A 17,424-nucleotide genomic window follows, 5' to 3' on the forward strand; every position below is an offset into this window, starting at 1 on the left:
CGGATGCCGACGGCGCACGCCGCATGAGGCCCGCGCCGCCGCTGCTGGCGTTGCTGGGCCTGTGCGGCCTGGCCGGGCTGATGCCGGCGCTCGGCCTGGTGCCGGTGCCGGCGTGGTGGGCGCTGGTGGCGGCGATCGCGCTGCTGGCCGCCGTCGATGGCTTGCGCCTGGTGCGGTCGCCGACGCCGGCGGTGGTGCGCATGCTGCCCGACGCGCTGGCCGTGGGCGTGGCGCGCGAGGTCGAGATCGCATTGGAATCGCGCCGCCGCCTGCGCGTGGACGCGTTCGACCTGCACCCGCCCGACTGGCAGGCCGACGGCCTGCCGCGCCGTCTGCGGCTTCCGGCGGCCAGCCTCACCCGGTTCCGCTACCGGCTGCTGCCCGCCGCGCGCGGCCGCTTCGTGTTCGAGGGCGCGCACCTGCGCCTGCATTCGCCATGGCGATTGTGGACCGGCCTGCGCACCGCCGGCACCGCGCAGGAAGTGCGCGTCTACCCGGACTTCGCGCCGCTGGCCAGGCTGGCGCTGTTCAGCGCCGAACAGGCCTCGCTGCTGGTCGGCGCGCACCTGCGCCGGCGCCGCGGCGAGGGCACCGACTTCCGGCAGATGCGCGAGTACCGCGTCGGCGACAGCCTGCGCCAGGTGGACTGGAAGGCCACCGCCCGCGCGCGCAAGCTGATCTCGCGCGAGTACCAGGACGAGCGCAACCAGCAGTTGCTGCTGGTGGTGGACACCGGCCGGCGCATGCTCGCCAGCGAGGGCGGGCTGTCGCACTTCGACCATGCGCTCAATGCCGCGCTGGTGGTGGCCTGGCTGGCCCTGCGCCAGGGCGACGCGGTGGGCCTGATGGCCACCGGCGCAGACCCGCGCTGGGTGCGGCCGCGGCGCGGCCCGGCCGCACTGCAGGGCCTGCTGCGAGACAGCTACGACCTGCAGCCGCGGCCGGTGGCCACCGACTACCTGGCCATGGCCGAGGAACTGTCGCTGCGCCAGCGCCGCCGCGCGCTGGTGATGCTGGCCACCAACGTGCGCGACGAGGACGCCGACGATCTGCTGGCCGCCGTGCGCCTGCTCCAGCGCCGCCACCTGGTGTGCGTGGCCAGCCTGCGCGAGCGCGAACTCGACGAAGCGCTGGCGCGCGAGGTGGACGACCTGCCAGGCGCGATCGCCGCCGGGGCCACGGCGCGCTACCTGGCGCAGCGCGCGCAGGCGCACGATGCGCTGCGCCGGCAGCGGGTGATGACCCTGGACGTGGCCGCCGCCGAGCTGCCGGCGGCCCTGGTCGAGCGCTACCTGGCGGTCAAGCGCGACGGGTTGCTGTGACCTTCGCCCCGCAGGAAGAGCGCACGCGTGACCTCCTTCACTGGCGCCCGCCCCGGTTCCGGCGAGGATAGGGCCATACGACCGGAAGGAGGTGGAAACATGAGCAGCGGACAGGGTTCGACCGGCAACGTCATCGCCGCCATCTGCAGCTTCTTCGTGCCCGGGCTGGGGCAACTGGTGCAGGGCCGGGTACTGTCGGCCGTGTTCTGGTTCCTGGCCGCCTGCGCGGCCGGCGCGCTGACCTGGGTGCTGACGCTGTCGCTGTTTCCGTTCGGCTGGTTCGTGGTCAGCGTGCTGTCGTGCATCAGCGCGGCGGTCTATCGGCGCCCGGTGGGCTGAAGGGGCGGGCCCTGGCGGCCGGCATCGGGCATCTCCCCGATACCGGCCGTTGCGTTCAATCGGCCGAGCGCGCGGGCGATGCCGGCTCGACCCCCTTGCCCGTCGCCGCCCACCAGAGGCCCCCGTACAGGTGCTCCAGGTACAGCGGGTCGTCGTACAGCGCCGGGGTATGCCCCAGCGCGGTGGCGAACACGCGGCCGCCGTCGTAGGCGTGGTACCAGGCCACCGGGTGCTCGGCGCCCATGCCGCGCGCGGTCTGGCCGGGCCAGATGCGGGTGGGGTCGTAGCTGCGCTCGTCCACGCTCAGCACGGTACGCAGGCCCTCGACCAGCGGCGCGTCGAACTCGTACCACTCGTCGGTCCAGACCCAGCGCGCGGGCAGGCCGAAGGTAGCGGGGAAGGCGGCGTCCACCACCCGCACGGTGGCGGTCTGCACCATCGGGTGGATGCGGAAGGCGCGGCCGACCAGCTTCTCGAACCAGGGCCAGTCGCCGGGCGGGCCGAAGATCATCGCCCGGTGCACGGCGACCACGCCGCCGCCGCCGCGCACGTAGGTTTCCAGGGCATCGCGTTGCTTGCCCTTGAGCGCGTCGCCGGGGGTGTTGAGCAGGACGATGGCCGCGTACGCCGACAGGTCCGCGTCGAACGGCGCGGTATTCCACGACCAGTCCAGGTCGAAGGCGTGCCGTTGCGCCATCCGCTCGAACTGCGGCTTGGCCACCACCGCGTAGTCGTGGTGGTAGCGGTTGGGGATGGCGACCACCAGCACCTTGAACTGGCCCTGGGCGAAGGCGGGAACGGCCAGCGTGGCGGCCAGCAGCAGGCAGGCGAGCAGGAAGCGTTTCATGCGGCCATGCTAGCCCGTCGCGGCCGCTGGCTGCACCGCGGCGATGCGCTCACCCGCGCGGCGGCGCGCGCATCGCCCGGCTCGCGCCCAGCGCCAGCAGGAACAGGCCCACGGCACTGGCGATGGCCAGCAGCACGAAGCTGACCTGCATCGCGGACACCAGCATGCCGTGGTCACTGAAGGGCCGGCCTTCGTCCACGGCGCGGGCGAGCAGCCAGCCGTGGATGGAGGTTCCGACCAGGCGCAGCAGGGTGGCGCCCAGCAGCAGGCCGATGCCGGACAGCGCCAAGGTCTGGCCCGGCGCCGGATGGGCGGTGCGCGGCCACAGCAGCGCCAGGCCGGCGGCGCAGGCCAGCAGCCAGGGAGACTGGTGGACGATGAGGCTCAACAGGTGCGGCAGTGCGTCTTCCATGAGGCAGGACCTCGTCGGGGCGCGGCGCCCGCGGCGCCGCAGGGGGTCACTCGGCGGTGACCAGGTTGTCGCCGCGCGCGCGCAGCGCCTCGTACACCGGGCCGGTGTCCGGACGCACGCCGTGCCACAGCTTGAAGCTCTCGGCGGCCTGCTCGACCAGCATGCCCAGGCCGTCGACCACGGTGCGGCAGCCGCCGGCCCGCGCCCAGGCCAGGAACGGGACCGCCACCTGGCCGTAGTTGACGTCCACCGCCAGGGTGCGGCTGTTGACCAGGGTGAAGGGCGCGCTGAAGCCGGCGCTGCCGTTGCGCCCGGCCGAGGTGGCGTTGACGATCAGCTCGAAGTCGCCCTGGTTGGACAGGTCGTTCCAGTAGCGCGAATGCGCGCGCTTGGGCTGGCCCAGCGCGTCGACCAGCGCATCGGCGCGCTCGGGCGTGCGGTTGACCACCACCAGCTCCAGGATGCCGGCGTCCAGCAGCGCCGGCGCCACCCCGCGCGCGGCCCCGCCGGCGCCCAGCAGCAGCGCGCGGCGGCCGCGCAGGTCCAGGCCGCGGCGGCCGGTGAGGTCGCGCACCAGGCCGGCGCCGTCGGTGTTGTCGCCGTGCCACTGGCCATCGTTGCGGACCAGGGTGTTGACCGCGCCGGCCAGGCGCGCGCGTTCGCTGACCTGCGTGCACAGGGCGAAGGCGGCCTCCTTCAGCGGCAGGGTGACGTTGCCGCCGCGCCCGCCGGCGGCGGCGAACGCCTCCAATATGGCCGCGAACCGTTCCGGCGGCGCGTCGATGGCGGCGTAGTCCAGGGCGATGCCGGTCTGCGCGGCGAAGGCGGCGTGGATGCGCGGGGAAAGCGAGTGGGAGATCGGATGGCCGAAGACGGCGTATCGGGAGGTGGGCGTTGGCATGCTTGCGATGGATCCCCAGGGGTCGGTTGAACCGGAGCGTGCACGGTGCGGCGCCTGTGCGCGGCGTTCGTCCGCAGTCTACTCCGCGCCCCGCACTTGCGGCTCAGCCTTCGCGCAGCCAGCGCGCCGCGTCCAGGGCGAAATAGGTCAGCACGCCGTCGGCGCCGGCGCGCTTGAACGCCAGCAGCGCCTCCAGCGTGCAGGCTTTCTCGTCCAGCCAGCCGTTGGCGGCGGCGGCCTTGAGCATCGCGTACTCGCCGCTGACCTGGTAGGCGAAGGTCGGCACGCCGAAGGCGTCCTTCACCCGGCGGATCACGTCCAGGTAGGGCAGGCCCGGCTTGACCATCACCATGTCCGCGCCCTCGGCGATGTCCAGCTCCACCTCCACCAGGGCCTCGTCGGAATTGGCCGGGTCCATCTGGTAGGTGAACTTGCCGCCCTTGCCCAGGCTGGCCGCGCTGCCCACCGCGCTGCGGAACGGGCCGTAGAACGCGCTGGCGTACTTGGCCGCGTAGGACATGATCCGGGTGTTGACGAAGCCGGCGTCCTCAAGCGCCTGGCGGATCGCGCCGATGCGCCCGTCCATCATGTCGGACGGCGAGAGGATGTCCGCGCCGGCGGCGGCGTGGGCCAGCGACTGCTTGACCAGCGCCTCGATGGTGGCGTCGTTGAGGATGTAGCCGTGCGCGTCGATCAGCCCGTCCTGGCCGTGGGTGGTGTACGGGTCCAGGGCCTGGTCGCTCATCACCCCCAGTTCGGGGAAGCGCGCCTTCAGCGCGCGGATCGCGCGCGGGACGATGCCGTCCTCGTCCCAGGCGATGCGGCCGTCGGCGGTCTTGGCCGACGGGTCGGGCACGCCGAACAGGTCGATCGCCGGCACGCCCAGTTCCAGCGCCTGCTCGGCCACGCGCAGCAGCTCGTCGATCGACAGCCGCTCCACGCCCGGCATCGAGGGCACCGGCACGCGGCCTTGTTCCTCGTGCACGAAGACCGGGTAGATCAGGTCGTCGGTCGTGAGCGCGTGCTCGCGCATCAGGCGGCGCGAGAACGCGTCGCGGCGCATGCGCCGCGGACGCTGGTAGGGGTAGGCCATGCCGGACTCCTTGCGGGTGGAACATGATACCGCCGGTGCCCGCGCGAGCCGGAGCCACGCCCGCGCCGCCGGCCGATGCGGCCTGTGAAGGCGGCGTCGCCGGAATGGCGGTTCGCGGCCGATTCACCGGCCGCGGCCGATGATGGCGCCGTCGCCACCGTGCCCGGGGTCCGCCATGCTTCGTCCCATTCTCGTACTTGCCGCCGTGCTGGCCCTGGCCGGTTGCGCCGGCATCTCCAAGGTCATGCTCGGCCCGGCCCGCGCGCCGGTGGACCCGTCGCAGGTGCAGGTCTACTCGGTGCCGCCGCCCGGGTCGCAGGACATCGCCCAACTGGAGGCCTCCAGCGCGGTCGGCTTCGGCACCCAGGGCCAGACCGACGCGGCGGTGGCGCGGCTCAAGCGCGAGGCCGCGGCGCTGGGCGCCAACGGCGTGGTGCTGATGGGCGTGGGCTCGTCCGGCTCGCCGGTGGGCATGTCGGTGGGCGCCGGAAGCTACGGCCGCCACAGCGCCGGCGGGCTCAGCGTGGGCATTCCCACGACGCAGAAGAAGGCGGCCGGGGTGGCCATCTGGGTGCCGCCGGGCGCGGTCGCGCCGCCGTTGCAGCCGGTGCCGTCACCGCAACCGCAGGACTAGCGCCGGGCCTCGCGGCCTTCGGGGACACCCATCGCCTTCGCGCGGGGGCGATGGCGATGCGCCGAAGGGTCGAAAGGCGCAGGCGCCCGCCTTCGGACCGCCGCGTCAGCGCCGCAGGCAGCGGGCGAAGAACGCCTCGGTGATGCGGTAGCGGTGCAGCGCATCCTTGCCGGTCAGGCCGTGCTTGGCGCCGGGGTAGGCCATCAGCTCGAACGGCTGGCCGCGCTGCTGCAGCGCGCCCATCACCGCGGTGGTGTTGGTGAACAGCACGTTGTCGTCGGCCATGCCGTGGACCAGCAGCAGCTTCGGCGCGTCCGCGCCGACCAGGCCGTCCACGTGGGCCAGCACGCGCGCGCCGCGGTAGCCGTCGGGGTTGGCGGCCGGCAGGCCCATGTAGCGCTCGGTGTAGTGGGTGTCGTACAGCGCCCAGTCGCTCACCGGCGCGCCGGCCGCGCCGCAGGCGTAGGCGTCGGTGCGGGCCAGCAGCATCAGGGTCATGTAGCCGCCGTTGGACCAGCCGTGCACGCCGATGCGCGCCGGGTCCACCCAGGGTTGCGACTCCAGCCACTCGATCCCGCGCAGTTGGTCGTCCACCTCCACCGTGCCCTGCCGGCCGTACAGGGCGCCGCCGAAGTCGTGGCCGCGGCGCGGGGTGCCGCGGTTGTCCAGCGAGAACACCGCGTAGCCGTGCTGGGCCAGGTACTGGTTGAACAGCGCGTCGCTGCGCCCCGGCCAGGCGCGGGTGACGGTTTGCGCGGCCGGGCCGCCATAGACGTAGACCACCACCGGGTATCGTTTCGCCGGGTCGAAGCCGGCCGGGGTGATGAGGCTGTAGTGCAGCGGGGTGGCGCCGTCGGCGGCGACCAGCGTGCCGTACTCCACCGGGCGCTGCGCGTCGCGGTAGCGCGCGTACGGATGGTCCGGGTCGGACAGTTCGTTGCGCAGCAGCGTGGCCAGGCGGGTGCCGTCGTTGCGCAGCAGTTCGATTTGCGGCGGGGTGGTTTCGTTGGACCAGGCATCGACGTAGACGCTGGCGTTGCGCGCGAAGCTGGCCGCGTGCGTGCCCGGCGCCTGCGACAGCCGCTGCACCGCGCCGCCGGCCAGCGGGACGCGGTAGACGTGCTTTTCCAGCGGCGAGTCGCGGGTCGCGGAGAACCAGGCGAAGCCGGCGCCGGCGTCCACTCCCAGCAGTTCGTCCACGTCCCAGTCGCCGGCGGTCAGCGGGGCGAGCGCGGCGCCGTCCTCCGTGGCCAGGTACAGGTGCTGGTGGCCGCTGCGCTCGGACGACCACAGGAAGCGGCCGTCGGGCAGGAAACGCAGGCTGTTGTGCAGCGGCACCCAGGTGGCCGAGGTCTCGGTGGCCAGGATGCGCTGGGCGCCGCCGGGCAGGGTGGCCTCGACCAGTTCCAGGGTCTTCTGGTCGCGCGACTGGCGCTGGAAGGTGAGCCGCTGCGGGTCGCGCCAGTCCACCCGGGCCAGGTAGATGTCCTGCTCGGGGCCGAGGTCGACCCAGCGCGGCTTCGCCCCGGCCCTGGGCGCGATCACGCCCAGTCTCACCCGCACGTTGGGCTCGCCGGCGGCGGGGTAGCGCTGTTCGATCACGTCGGTGCGGTCCGGGTAGACCTCGTAGCGCTTGCGCGCCGGCACCGGCGATTCGTCGATCCGGGCGAAGGCGATGGCCGAGTCGTCCGGCGCCCACCAGTAGCCGGTATGGCGGTCCATCTCCTCGTCGGCGACGAACTCGGCCACGCCGTTGCCGATGGCGTCGCCGCCGTCGCGGGTGAGGCGGCTCTCCTTGCCGGTGGCCAGGTCGATCGCCCACAGGTCGCGTTCGCGCACGAAGCTGGCGAAGCCGCCCCGGGGCGAGAGTTTGGGGTCGGTGGCGAAGCCGCCACCGGCGGTGAGCCGGCGCACGGCTTCGGCGCCGGATTTGTCCAGGTCGTACAGGTACAGTTCGCCGCCCAGCGGGAACAGCAGCGATCGCGCATCCGGCGCCCACTGGTAGTCGACGATGCCCGAGTAGGCGGCGATGCGCTGGCGCTCGCGGCGAGCCTTCTCGGCATCGCTGAGGGTCTCGGCGCCGGGCAGGACCACGGTCGAATCCACCAGCAGGCGGGTCTGGCCGCTGGCGACGTGGTACTCCCACAGGTCGAGGCGGGTGCGGTCGCTGTCCTTGCCGCGCAGGAAGGTCACGCGACTGCCGTCGGGGGCGACCCGCGGCTTCATCAGGGTCGGGCCGGACAGCGGCGCGTTGCCGGTGATCGCTTCGAGGGTGAGTTTCTCGGGTGCGGCGTGCACGACAGGGGCGGCGGGCAGGGTCACGGCGAGGGCGAGCAGCAGCGGGCAGAGGGCCGGAGAGAGCAGTGAAAGGCGCATGCGGGCATCCGGGAAGAGATCATGCGGGCATTGTAGGCCGGGGCGGAAGAAGCGCCGGATGGAGGCGCAGGCATGAGGCGCGAAGGTCGTCCGCCAGCGGCGGCGGGTCCGATGAATGGGTGCGGCCGCACCGTCCTCTACGTCCATGCGGATCAGCTTGTGCGGCTAGGTGAGCAAGTACGTCGCAGTCGCGGTGGCCGGCCCCGGGCTTGCGTGCGCGTTGAGATCTCCCCCTGCGGCGAGTCTTCGCGAGAACCGTCCAAGCCGACGCCGCCTCGCGGCGCGGCTTGACTCCACGGTTCGCCTCGTGGCTTCGCAGGTGTTCTGCCAGAAGCGGCGTTATCCACGCCCGGTGCTCACCGCCCGAACAACTGCTTGCGCTGCTCCTCCGTGAGTGGCTTGCCCGCGTCCGGGTTCACCTGCTTGGCCAAGGCGTAGGCGCGCACGGTCGCCGGCCGTGCGGCGATGGCGGCATGCCAGCGGCGCACTTCCGGGTACGGCTCCAGGTCCAGCGGGGTGGGGTAGGGATTGATCCACGGGTAGGCGGCCATGTCGGCGATGGTGTAGTCGTCGCCGGCGATGAAGGCGCGGCCGGCCAGGCGCCGGTCCAGCACGCCCAGCAGGCGCTGCACCTCGCGGGTGTAGCGGTCGACGGCGTAGTCGATCCTCTCCGGGGCGTAGGTGGTGAAGTGGCCGTACTGGCCGGTCATCGGGCCCAGGCCGGCCATCTGCCACATCAGCCATTGGTCGACCTCCACTTTCTGGCGCACGTCGGCGCCGAAGAAGCGGCCGGTCTTGTCGGCCAGGTACAGCAGGATCGCGCCGGATTCGAACACGCTCAGCGGGGCGCCGCCATCGGCCGGGGCGCGGTCGACGATCGCCGGCATCTTGTTGTTGGGCGAGAACGCCAGGAAGTCCGCCTGGAACTGGTCGCCCTTGCCGATGTCCACCGGCTTGAGGGTGTAGGGCAGGCCGGCTTCTTCGAGGAACAGGGTGATCTTGTGGCCGTTGGGGGTGGGCCAGTAGTACAGGTCGATCATGGGGGCGGCTCCTGCGTCGGGGGAACGGCCAGTTTAGAGCGGCCGCGCTTGGCAGCCGCGGCGCCGGTCGTTAACCTGCGCCGTCTTTTTCGCAACGCAGCGTCCCATGTCTCAGCCCTCCGTCCCGACCTCTGTCGCCGGCACCCACCGCCTGAGCCCGCTGTCCACCCTGATCTTTGCCTCGCGCTGGCTGCAGTTGCCGCTGTACCTGGGGCTGATCGTGGCCCAGTGCGTGTACGTGTTTCTGTTCGGCAAGGAGCTGTGGCACCTGATCCACGACGCGCCGGCGATGGGCGAGCAGCAGATCATGCTGCTCGTGCTGGGGCTGATCGACGTGGTGATGATCTCCAACCTGCTGGTGATGGTGATCGTCGGCGGCTACGAGACCTTCGTCTCGCGCCTGCGCCTGGAGGGGCACCCGGACCAGCCGGAATGGCTGAGCCACGTCAACGCCTCGGTGCTGAAGGTGAAGTTGGCGATGGCCATCATCGGCATCTCCTCGATCCACCTGCTCAAGACCTTCATCGCCGCCGGCACGCTCAACGGCCTGCCGTTCTGCCCGCCGGAACTGGTGGCCACCGCCGCCTCCAACGTGGGCGCGGCGCGCTGCACCGCGCTGACCACCGACGGCGTGCTGTGGCAGACGGTGATCCACATCGTGTTCATCCTCTCGGCGCTGGGCATCGCCTGGACCGACAAGCTGATGACCCACACCAGCGCCAAGCGCGAGCAGGCCGTGCACTGAGCCATCGCTTCGCAGGGGCGCCCTTGGGCGCGCGAGGCCCTTCCCTGGGCGCCTGGGCATCGCGCCCAATAGTGCTCCTGCGCGACAGGCGGCCGCGGTTTTTTTGCGGGGACCGCGGCGCACCGCCGGTAGAATGGTGCGCATGGATGTCTCCCACCTGCTCGATGACCTCAACGTCGCCCAGCGCGAGGCCGTGTCCGCCCCGCCGGGGCACTACCTGGTGCTGGCCGGCGCCGGTTCCGGCAAGACCCGGGTCCTGACCCATCGCATCGCCTGGCTCAACGAGGTCCAGGGCGTGCCGGCGCACGGCATCCTCGCCGTCACCTTCACCAACAAGGCCGCCGGCGAGATGCGCGCGCGCGCCGACGCGCAGTTGCGTCATGGCGCGCGCGGGATGTGGATCGGCACCTTCCACGGCATCGCCCACCGCCTGCTGCGCCTGCACTGGAACGAGGCGCGCCTGCCCGAGTCGTTCCAGGTGCTCGACAGCGACGACCAGTTGCGCCTGGTCAAGCGCGTGGCCCAGCAACTGGAGCTGGACGACGGTCGCTTCCCGCCGCGCCAGATCGCTTGGTGGATCAACGCGCAGAAGGACGAGGGCCGGCGCCCGCACCACATCCAGCCCGGCGAAGACCCCTGGACCGATGCCCTGCGCCGCGCCTACGCGCTGTACCAGGAGCGCTGCGACCGCGCCGGCCTGGTCGACTTCGCCGAGCTGCTGCTGCGCGCGCACGAGCTGCTGCGCGACACCCCGGCGCTGCTGGCCCACTACCGCACCCGCTTCGGCGACCTGCTGGTGGACGAGTTCCAGGACACCAACGCGATCCAGTACGCCTTCATCCGCGTGCTGGCCGGCCCCGCTGCTGATGGGAGCGGTGGCCGGGTGTTCGTGGTCGGCGACGACGACCAGGCCATCTACGGCTGGCGCGGGGCCAAGGTGGAGAACGTGCAGCAGTTCCTCAAGGACTTCCCCGGCGCGAAGACCATCCGCCTGGAGCAGAACTACCGCTCCTCCGCCAACATCCTGGGCGCGGCCAACGCGGTGATCGCGCACAACCCCGGCCGCATCGGCAAGCAGTTGTGGACCGACAGCGGCGAGGGCGAGCCGGTGGACGTGTACGCGGCCTACAACGAGATGGACGAGGCCCGCTTCGTGGTCGAGCGCATCCGCCAGTGGGTGCGCGACGGCGGGAGCTGGCGCGAGGCGGCGGTGCTCTACCGCAGCAACGCGCAGTCGCGCGCGCTGGAGGAGGTGCTGCTGGCCGAGCAGGTGCCGTACCGGGTGTACGGCGGCATGCGCTTCTTCGAGCGTGCCGAGGTCAAGGACACCCTGGCCTACCTGCGCCTGGTCGCCAGCCGCGCCGACGACGCGGCGTTCGAGCGCGCGGTCAACACCCCGGCGCGCGGCATCGGCGACCGCACCCTGGACGAGGTGCGCCGGCGCGCGCGCGCGGCGGAAGTCTCGCTGTGGCAGGCCGCCGCCTCGCTGGTGTCCGAGAACGCCTTGGCCGCGCGCGCGCGCAACGCGGTGGCCGGCTTCCTCGGCCTGATCGAGGCGCTGGACGCGGAGACCACCGACCTGGACCTGAAGGACCGCGTGGACCACGTGCTCGGCCGCTCCGGCCTGCGCGAGCACTGGTCCAGCGAGGCGCGCGGCCAGCTCGACGCCGAGTCGCGCCTGGAGAACCTGGACGAACTGGTCTCGGTGGCCTCGCGCTTCTCCCGCGCCGAGCTGGACGACGACCAGGAAAGCATGAGCGAGCTGGTCGCCTTCCTTTCCTATGCGGCGCTGGAGGCCGGCGAGGGCCAGGCCCAGGCCGACGAGGACGGGGTGCAGTTGATGACCCTGCACTCGGCCAAGGGCCTGGAGTTCCCGCTGGTGTTCCTGGTGGGCGTGGAAGAGGGCGTGTTCCCCAGCTCCAAGTCGCTGGAGGAGGACGGCCGCCTGGAGGAGGAGCGCCGCCTGGCCTACGTCGGCATCACCCGCGCCCGGCAGAAGCTGGTGCTGGCGTATGCGGAGAGCCGGCGCATCCATGGCATGGACATGTACGGCATGCCCTCGCGCTTCCTGCGCGAGATCCCCGGCCACCTGCTCAACGAGGTGCGGCCGCGGGTGCAGGTGGCCCGGCCGATGGCCGCGCCGCCGCGCGTGTCCCATCCGGCGCTGGAGGTGCCGGTGCTGAAGCTGGGCCAGGGCGTGATGCATGCCAGCTTCGGCCGCGGCGTGGTCACCGACTACGAGGGCAGCGGCGCGCATGCGCGGGTGCAGGTGAACTTCGACGAGGCCGGCAGCAAGTGGCTGGTGCTGGCCTTCGCCAGGCTGCAGCCGCTGTGATGGCGCGCGTTCGGCGTTAGCGCCGCCGCCGCGCGTTCGGGTCCAATGCGGGCGCTGCGCCCTGCGTACCGTTCCGAAGCCACGTGCGGCCGATGCGCGGCATGGCGGCCGGCTCCCGCATCCCCTTCCAGACGCCGGCTTCAGCCGGCGACCGCCATGCCCGGGCACCGGGCACCGCCTTCTCCAAGCCAAAGGTTCCGCCGTTGCCTGCCGGCGCCGGCGGGTGTGCAATGGGTCCACGCCCGCCGTGGAGCCCGCCATGTACGACCGCATCCTGATCGCCACCGATGGTTCGGAGCTGGCCGGCAAGGGCCTGGCCCATGGCCTGCGCCTGGCCGCCGCGTTGGGCGCGCCGGTGGTGGCGCTGACCGTGACCGAGCCGTGGATGCCCGCCTTCGACGACGCGCTGGCGCTGACCGCCGATGCGGGGCTGAGGCAGGAATACCGGCGCGGCTGCGCGGACGCCGCGCAGCGCATCCTCGGCGATGCGCAGGCCCGGGCCGCGGCGGCGGGGGTGGCCTGCGAGGCCGTGCACGTCCCCGATGGCTGGCCGTCCGACGTCATCGTCGAGGCCGCGGTCGAGCACGGCGCCGGGCTGGTGGTGATGGCCTCGCACGGCCGCCGCGGGCTGGGCCGGGCGCTGCTGGGCAGCCAGACCCAGGCGGTGCTGTCGCATTCGAGCGTGCCGGTGCTGGTGGTGCGCTGAGCGTGGCGGAAGCGCCGAGTGGCGGGACGGGGCCGCCGACTGAAGCCGGCTCCTGCAAGGCCATATCCGGCGGCGGGGTTCGACCGCCCGCTACGCCGCGCCGGACAGGTGCTCGTACAGGATCGCCGCGCCGACCGCGATCATGATCGCGCCGCCGGCGATCTCGGCGCGCTTGCCCGCCAGGGTGCCCAGCACGCGGCCCAGCATCACCCCGGTGGTGACCATGGCCAGCGTGCACAGGCCGATGACCGCGGCCACCAGCACGATGGGCGCATCGAGGAAGGCCAGGCTCACGCCCACCGCCATCGCATCGATGCTGGTGCCCAGGCCGGTGGCGGCCAGGCTCCAGAAGCCGTGGTGGCGTGGAGCGCGGTCGTCCGCGCTGTCGGGCCGCAGGCCGTTCCACAGCATGTGCAGGCCGAGCAAGGCCAGCACGGTGAAGGCGATCCAATGGTCCCAGGCGGTGATGTAGCGCGCGGCCGCCGTGCCCAGCAGCCAGCCGATGAGGGGGGTGACCGCTTCGATCGCACCGAAGATCAGGCCGGCGCGCAGGGCCTCGGAAAGGCGCGGTCGGCGCATGGCCACGCCCTTGCCCACGGCGGCGGCGAAGGCATCCGTGGACATGGCCAGGCCGATGAGCAGAATGGAGAGCGGGGTCATGGGGACTACCGGGCCGGGCATAGACGCGGTCTGCCGGCGCCCAGCCAAGGACGCACCGACAGACCGTTGGTCTCGCCAACCCGGCGGGTGTCCGCACCACGGCCGCACAGGGCCGAGCATGTTGACGCGGACGCTGCGCGTGGATGCGCGCGGCAGGCTACTCCCCAAGGGGCTGCGCAGGATAGCACGTGCCTCCAGTCCCTGAATACGCGACGCGGGCCGGCGCGGGCGGGAATCCGCCGGCCGTGCACGCTCCCTGTCCGGCCCTGGGCGCTAGGATCGTCCCGGCCGCTCCGTGCCGCCAGCCCAGGGAGTCAGACCATGCACTCGCACCCGCGCCGCCGGTTTCTTCTCGGTTCCGCATTCGCCGCCTCCGCCGCCGGCCTCGGCCTGGCCGGGGGGCCGGCGCGCCTGCTGTTCGCCGCCACGCCCGCCGCCGCGCCGCTGCTCACCCGGCCCATCCCGTCCAGTGGGCAACGCCTGGCGGTGATCGGCGCCGGCACTTCCGGCAGCTACGACGTGGAATGGGACACGCCCGAATACGCGCAACTGCAGGAAGTGGTGAAGCGGTTCTTCGACGGCGGCGGCAGGCTCATCGACACCGCGCCCAACTACGGCCGTTCCGACGTGGTGCTGGGCCGGCTGCTGGCCGATGGCGACTGGCGCGAACGCTGCTTCCTGGCCACCAAGATTGCCGCCGACAGCGTGCAGGACGCCCAGGCGCAATGGGCGCAGTCCCTGCGTCGGCTGCGCACCGATCGGGTGGAACTGCTGCAGGTCCACAACCTGCGCCACTGGCGGCGGCAACTGCCGTATGCGCGCGAGCTGCAGGCACAGGGCGGCACGAAGTACGTGGGCGTGACCCACTACACCGATGCCGGCCTGCCGGAACTGGAGCGCGTGCTGCGCAGCGAGAAGCTGGACTTCGTCCAGATCCACTATTCGGTCAATTCGCCCGGCGCGGCGAAGACGGTGCTGCCGCTGGCCCGCGACAAGGGCGTGGCGGTGATCGTCAACCGCGCATTCGACGACGGCCGCCTGTTCGCCCAGGTGAAGGACGCGCCGCTGCCGGCCTGGGCCACCGAGGCCGGGGTGGGCTCGTGGGCGCAGATGTTCCTGAAGTTCGCCATCAGCCACCCGGCGGTGACCGTGGTGATCCCGGCCACCGGCAAGCCCGAGCGCCAGACCGACCAGCTCAAGGCCGGCACCGGGCCACTGCTCAGCCAGGCCCAACAGCAGGAACTGATGCGGCGGTTCGCCGGCTGAGGCCGGCCGATGAACGCCACCGCGCCCGGCCCGGCGATGCGCGCGTGCGCCGGCGGGCTCGCCGGGGCCGCTGCTCAGCGCGGTGCTGGTGCGGCCGCCGGCTTCCTGTGGCTGGCGGCCGCGCCGGTGTTCGCGGTGTTCGTGGTGGCGAGGGTCATCGGCGCCGGCATCGCCTTGGCCTGGGCCGGCACCGGCCTGGCGCTCGGCGCGCAGCGCCGCCGCGAGGCCCCCGCGCCCGCCACCCCGTAGGCGCCGGCTTCAGCCGGCGACAGTCGCCGGAGGGTGCCGGCCGTTCGCCCTCCGGTCCCGCAGGCGAACGGTCATTCCTCCCGCGGCTCGGCCTCCAGCTTCAGGAAGCCGCCCGATTGGCGCTGCCACAACTGCGCGTACAGGCCGCCGTGCGACAGCAGTTCCTCGTGCGTGCCCTGCTCGACGATGCGGCCCTGGTCCATCACCACCAGCCGGTCCATCGCCGCGATGGTCGACAGGCGGTGGGCGATGGCGATCACGGTCTTGCCCTGCATCAGCCGATACAGGTTCTCCTGGATCACCGCCTCCACTTCCGAGTCCAGCGCCGAGGTGGCCTCGTCCAGCACCAGGATCGGCGCGTTCTTCAGCAATACCCGGGCGATGGCGATGCGCTGGCGCTGGCCGCCGGACAGCTTGACCCCGCGTTCGCCCACCTGGGCGTCGTAGCCGCGCCGGCCGTGGGCGTCGGCCAGTTCCTGGACGAACTCGTGCGCGTTGGCCTGGCGCGCGGCCTCGACCATCTCCGCGTCGCTGGCGTCCGGGCGGCCGTAGAGGATGTTCTCGCGCACCGAGCGGTGCAGCAGCGAGGTGTCCTGGGTGACCACGCCTATCGCCGCGCGCAGCGAGTCCTGGGTGACCGTGGCGATGTCGGTGCCGTCGATCCGGATGGCGCCGCCCTCGCGGTCGTAGAAGCGCAGCAGCAGGTTGACCAGGGTCGACTTGCCCGCGCCGGAGCGGCCCACCAGGCCGACCTTCTCGCCCGGGCGCACGTGCAGGTCCAGGCCCTCGATCACCCCGCCCTGCTTGCCGTAGTGGAAGGTCACGCGGTCGAAGCGGATGTCGCCGCGCACCGGGCCGTGCGCCGCCAGCGGCCGGGCATCCGGCGCGTCGTCCACCGTGGCCGGCAGGGCGATGGAGTTGATCCCGTCCTGCACCGTGCCGATGTTCTCGAACAGCGCCGACATCTCCCACATGATCCACTGCGACATGCCCATCAGCCGCAGCACGAAAGCGATGGCCACGGCGATGGCGCCCACGCTGGCCGCATCCTGCATCCACAGGCCGATGCCGGTGGCCGCCACCGCGAACAGCAGCAGCATGTTCAGCGCGTCGTTGCTGACGTTGACGAAGGTGACCAGGCGCATCTGCCGGTGCACCGTGCCCAGGAAGTGCTCCATCGAGTCGCGCGCGTAGGATTCCTCGCGGCGCGAATGCGAGAACAGCTTGACCGTGGCGATGTTGGTGTAGCTGTCCACGATGCGCCCGGTCATGGTCGAGCGCGCGTCGGCCTGGGACTGGGCGATGCGGTTGAGGCGCGGGATCGCGTAGCGCAGCAGCGCCGCGTAGGCGACCAGCCAGCCCGCGAACGGCAGCATCAGGCGCCAGTCGGCGGCGGCGGCCACCAGCAGCGCGCCGCCGAAGTACACGACCACGTAGTTGCCCACGTCCAGCAGCTTGATCACCGTCTCGCGCACGGCGAGGGAGGTCTGCATCAGCTTGGTGGCGATGCGCCCGGCGAACTCGTCCTGGAAGTAGCCCATCGACTGCCGCAGCAGGTAGCGATGCACCCGCCAGCGGATCCGCATCGGGAAGTTGCCCAGCAGGGTCTGGTGGATGACCAGCGCGCTGAGCAGGTTCAGCACCGGCATCGCCACCAGCACCACCAGCGCCATCAGCACGAACTTCCAGCCCTCCTCGGCCAGGAAGGTGGCCGGGGTGTGGCTGGAGAGGCGGTCGACGATCGAGCCGGTGAACGCGTACAGCGACACTTCGGTGATGGCGATGGCCGTGGTCAGCACCGCCATCAGCGCCAGCCACGGCTCGGTGCCGCGGGTGTAGTGGCGGCAGAACGCGTACAGCGCGCGCGGCGGCTGGGTCACCGGCGCGGGCGGGTACGGGTCGATGCGGCGCTCGAACCAGCCGAACAGGGCGCGGCGGCGGGTATTGCGCGGCGCGGGGGAGGCGTTCGTGTCCATGGGTCGATCGTGGGGCCGCTCGGGCCGGTTCATGGTGGGATGGGGTTGCGGCCGGGGCACCGGGCGGCGCGGCCGGGCAACCGTGTCGCTGGCGGGAGCGGCGGGGGCCGCGGCGCTTCTTCGGCAGAGGGGCCGCGGGGCCGGCCGTCTTCACGGCGACGGAGCGCTACCTGGCGCGGCCGCGCCGCGCTGGCGGCGGCGATGGGCCGGATCGCTCACCACTGGAACAGCTTCCAGTAGACCTGCGGCAACCGCTCGCGGTCGTCGGCATCCAGCGTGCCGTCGCCGTCGCGGTCGTACAGGTAGTAGGCCGGGCCGCGCAGCGGGGTGATCTTCACCATGCGCAACTGGCTGCCGACGCGGTATTCCTCCAGCACGTCGCCGTTGTCCAGGGTGCGGGCGGCGACCTCGGCCCCGCGTACGTCCACCGGCGCATCGCCGGTCGTGGCGCAGCCGCCCAGGGACAGGAGCGCGGCCAGCGCCGCGGTGGACAGGATCGACATGCGCATGGCGGTGCCTCCGT

The 17,424-nt window shown here is 72.3% G+C and carries 17 protein-coding genes; 8 read left to right on the forward strand and 9 right to left on the reverse strand.

Going from position 1 to position 17,424, the window contains the following annotated elements:
- The first annotated feature begins 23 nt into the window (after positions 1 to 23).
- Positions 24 to 1,322 carry a DUF58 domain-containing protein gene (locus HNR76_RS12940; RefSeq protein ID WP_162311520.1) on the forward strand — a complete coding sequence of 433 codons (1,299 nt, stop codon included), beginning with the start codon at positions 24 to 26 and terminating at the stop codon, positions 1,320 to 1,322.
- Positions 1,323 to 1,421: 99 nt separating this feature from the next.
- Positions 1,422 to 1,661: a hypothetical protein gene (locus HNR76_RS12945; protein ID WP_162311521.1), complete on the forward strand. Its 240-nt coding sequence runs from the start codon at positions 1,422 to 1,424 to the stop codon at positions 1,659 to 1,661.
- Between the two features lie 55 nt (positions 1,662 to 1,716).
- Here HNR76_RS12945 and HNR76_RS12950 read toward each other — a convergent pair whose 3' ends face one another.
- The 4 genes from HNR76_RS12950 to hemB form a co-directional block, all read right to left on the reverse strand.
- Positions 1,717 to 2,508 carry a ThuA domain-containing protein gene (locus HNR76_RS12950; RefSeq protein WP_162311522.1) on the reverse strand — a complete coding sequence of 264 codons (792 nt, stop codon included), beginning with the start codon at positions 2,506 to 2,508 and terminating at the stop codon, positions 1,717 to 1,719.
- A 49-nt stretch (positions 2,509 to 2,557) separates the two neighbouring features.
- Positions 2,558 to 2,920: a hypothetical protein gene (locus tag HNR76_RS12955; RefSeq protein WP_162311523.1), complete on the reverse strand. Its 363-nt coding sequence runs from the start codon at positions 2,918 to 2,920 to the stop codon at positions 2,558 to 2,560.
- Positions 2,921 to 2,966: 46 nt separating this feature from the next.
- Positions 2,967 to 3,821: a shikimate dehydrogenase gene (gene aroE, locus HNR76_RS12960; protein WP_162311524.1), complete on the reverse strand. Its 855-nt coding sequence runs from the start codon at positions 3,819 to 3,821 to the stop codon at positions 2,967 to 2,969.
- 103 nt (positions 3,822 to 3,924) lie between these two features.
- Positions 3,925 to 4,914, reverse strand: a complete 990-nt coding sequence (hemB, locus tag HNR76_RS12965) for a porphobilinogen synthase (protein WP_162311525.1) — start codon at positions 4,912 to 4,914, stop codon at positions 3,925 to 3,927.
- A 175-nt stretch (positions 4,915 to 5,089) separates the two neighbouring features.
- On the opposite strand from hemB, the gene HNR76_RS12970 reads away from it, so the two are divergent.
- Positions 5,090 to 5,548 carry a YbjQ family protein gene (locus tag HNR76_RS12970; protein ID WP_162311526.1) on the forward strand — a complete coding sequence of 153 codons (459 nt, stop codon included), beginning with the start codon at positions 5,090 to 5,092 and terminating at the stop codon, positions 5,546 to 5,548.
- A gap of 105 nt (positions 5,549 to 5,653) precedes the next feature.
- Here HNR76_RS12970 and HNR76_RS12975 read toward each other — a convergent pair whose 3' ends face one another.
- Complete coding sequence (locus tag HNR76_RS12975) at positions 5,654 to 7,924, reverse strand: S9 family peptidase (RefSeq protein WP_162311527.1); 2,271 nt, start codon at positions 7,922 to 7,924, stop codon at positions 5,654 to 5,656.
- Positions 7,925 to 8,280: 356 nt separating this feature from the next.
- A complete protein-coding gene (locus HNR76_RS12980; RefSeq protein WP_162311528.1) occupies positions 8,281 to 8,964 on the reverse strand; it encodes a glutathione binding-like protein in 684 nt (227 codons plus the stop codon).
- 106 nt (positions 8,965 to 9,070) lie between these two features.
- Between HNR76_RS12980 and HNR76_RS12985 the strand changes: the two genes are divergently transcribed.
- From HNR76_RS12985 to HNR76_RS12995, 3 genes are all read left to right on the forward strand, one after another.
- Entirely contained in the window at positions 9,071 to 9,709 is a 639-nt protein-coding gene (locus tag HNR76_RS12985; protein WP_162311529.1) for a TIGR00645 family protein, read from the forward strand.
- A gap of 142 nt (positions 9,710 to 9,851) precedes the next feature.
- Positions 9,852 to 12,044 carry a DNA helicase II gene (uvrD, locus tag HNR76_RS12990; protein WP_162311530.1) on the forward strand — a complete coding sequence of 731 codons (2,193 nt, stop codon included), beginning with the start codon at positions 9,852 to 9,854 and terminating at the stop codon, positions 12,042 to 12,044.
- Positions 12,045 to 12,303: 259 nt separating this feature from the next.
- Entirely contained in the window at positions 12,304 to 12,750 is a 447-nt protein-coding gene (locus HNR76_RS12995) for a universal stress protein (protein WP_162311531.1), read from the forward strand.
- Between the two features lie 90 nt (positions 12,751 to 12,840).
- Here HNR76_RS12995 and HNR76_RS13000 read toward each other — a convergent pair whose 3' ends face one another.
- Positions 12,841 to 13,410, reverse strand: coding sequence for a manganese efflux pump MntP (locus HNR76_RS13000; RefSeq protein ID WP_162311532.1), 570 nt, complete (start codon positions 13,408 to 13,410; stop codon positions 12,841 to 12,843).
- Positions 13,411 to 13,731: 321 nt separating this feature from the next.
- On the opposite strand from HNR76_RS13000, the gene HNR76_RS13005 reads away from it, so the two are divergent.
- Together HNR76_RS13005 and HNR76_RS13010 are read left to right on the forward strand one after the other, a co-directional pair.
- Complete coding sequence (locus tag HNR76_RS13005; protein WP_162311533.1) at positions 13,732 to 14,676, forward strand: aldo/keto reductase; 945 nt, start codon at positions 13,732 to 13,734, stop codon at positions 14,674 to 14,676.
- Between the two features lie 9 nt (positions 14,677 to 14,685).
- Positions 14,686 to 14,925, forward strand: a complete 240-nt coding sequence (locus HNR76_RS13010) for a hypothetical protein (RefSeq protein WP_162311493.1) — start codon at positions 14,686 to 14,688, stop codon at positions 14,923 to 14,925.
- A gap of 71 nt (positions 14,926 to 14,996) precedes the next feature.
- On the opposite strand, the gene HNR76_RS13015 is transcribed toward HNR76_RS13010, so the two are convergent.
- Together HNR76_RS13015 and HNR76_RS13020 are read right to left on the reverse strand one after the other, a co-directional pair.
- A complete protein-coding gene (locus HNR76_RS13015; RefSeq protein ID WP_183982293.1) occupies positions 14,997 to 16,853 on the reverse strand; it encodes an ATP-binding cassette domain-containing protein in 1,857 nt (618 codons plus the stop codon).
- A gap of 263 nt (positions 16,854 to 17,116) precedes the next feature.
- Complete coding sequence (locus HNR76_RS13020) at positions 17,117 to 17,410, reverse strand: DUF2782 domain-containing protein (protein WP_162311535.1); 294 nt, start codon at positions 17,408 to 17,410, stop codon at positions 17,117 to 17,119.
- Between the last annotated feature and the right edge of the window lie 14 nt (positions 17,411 to 17,424).

It is taken from the genome of Pseudoxanthomonas broegbernensis, from assembly GCF_014202435.1.
In the GTDB taxonomy this organism is placed as follows: Bacteria; Pseudomonadota; Gammaproteobacteria; order Xanthomonadales; family Xanthomonadaceae; genus Pseudoxanthomonas; species Pseudoxanthomonas broegbernensis.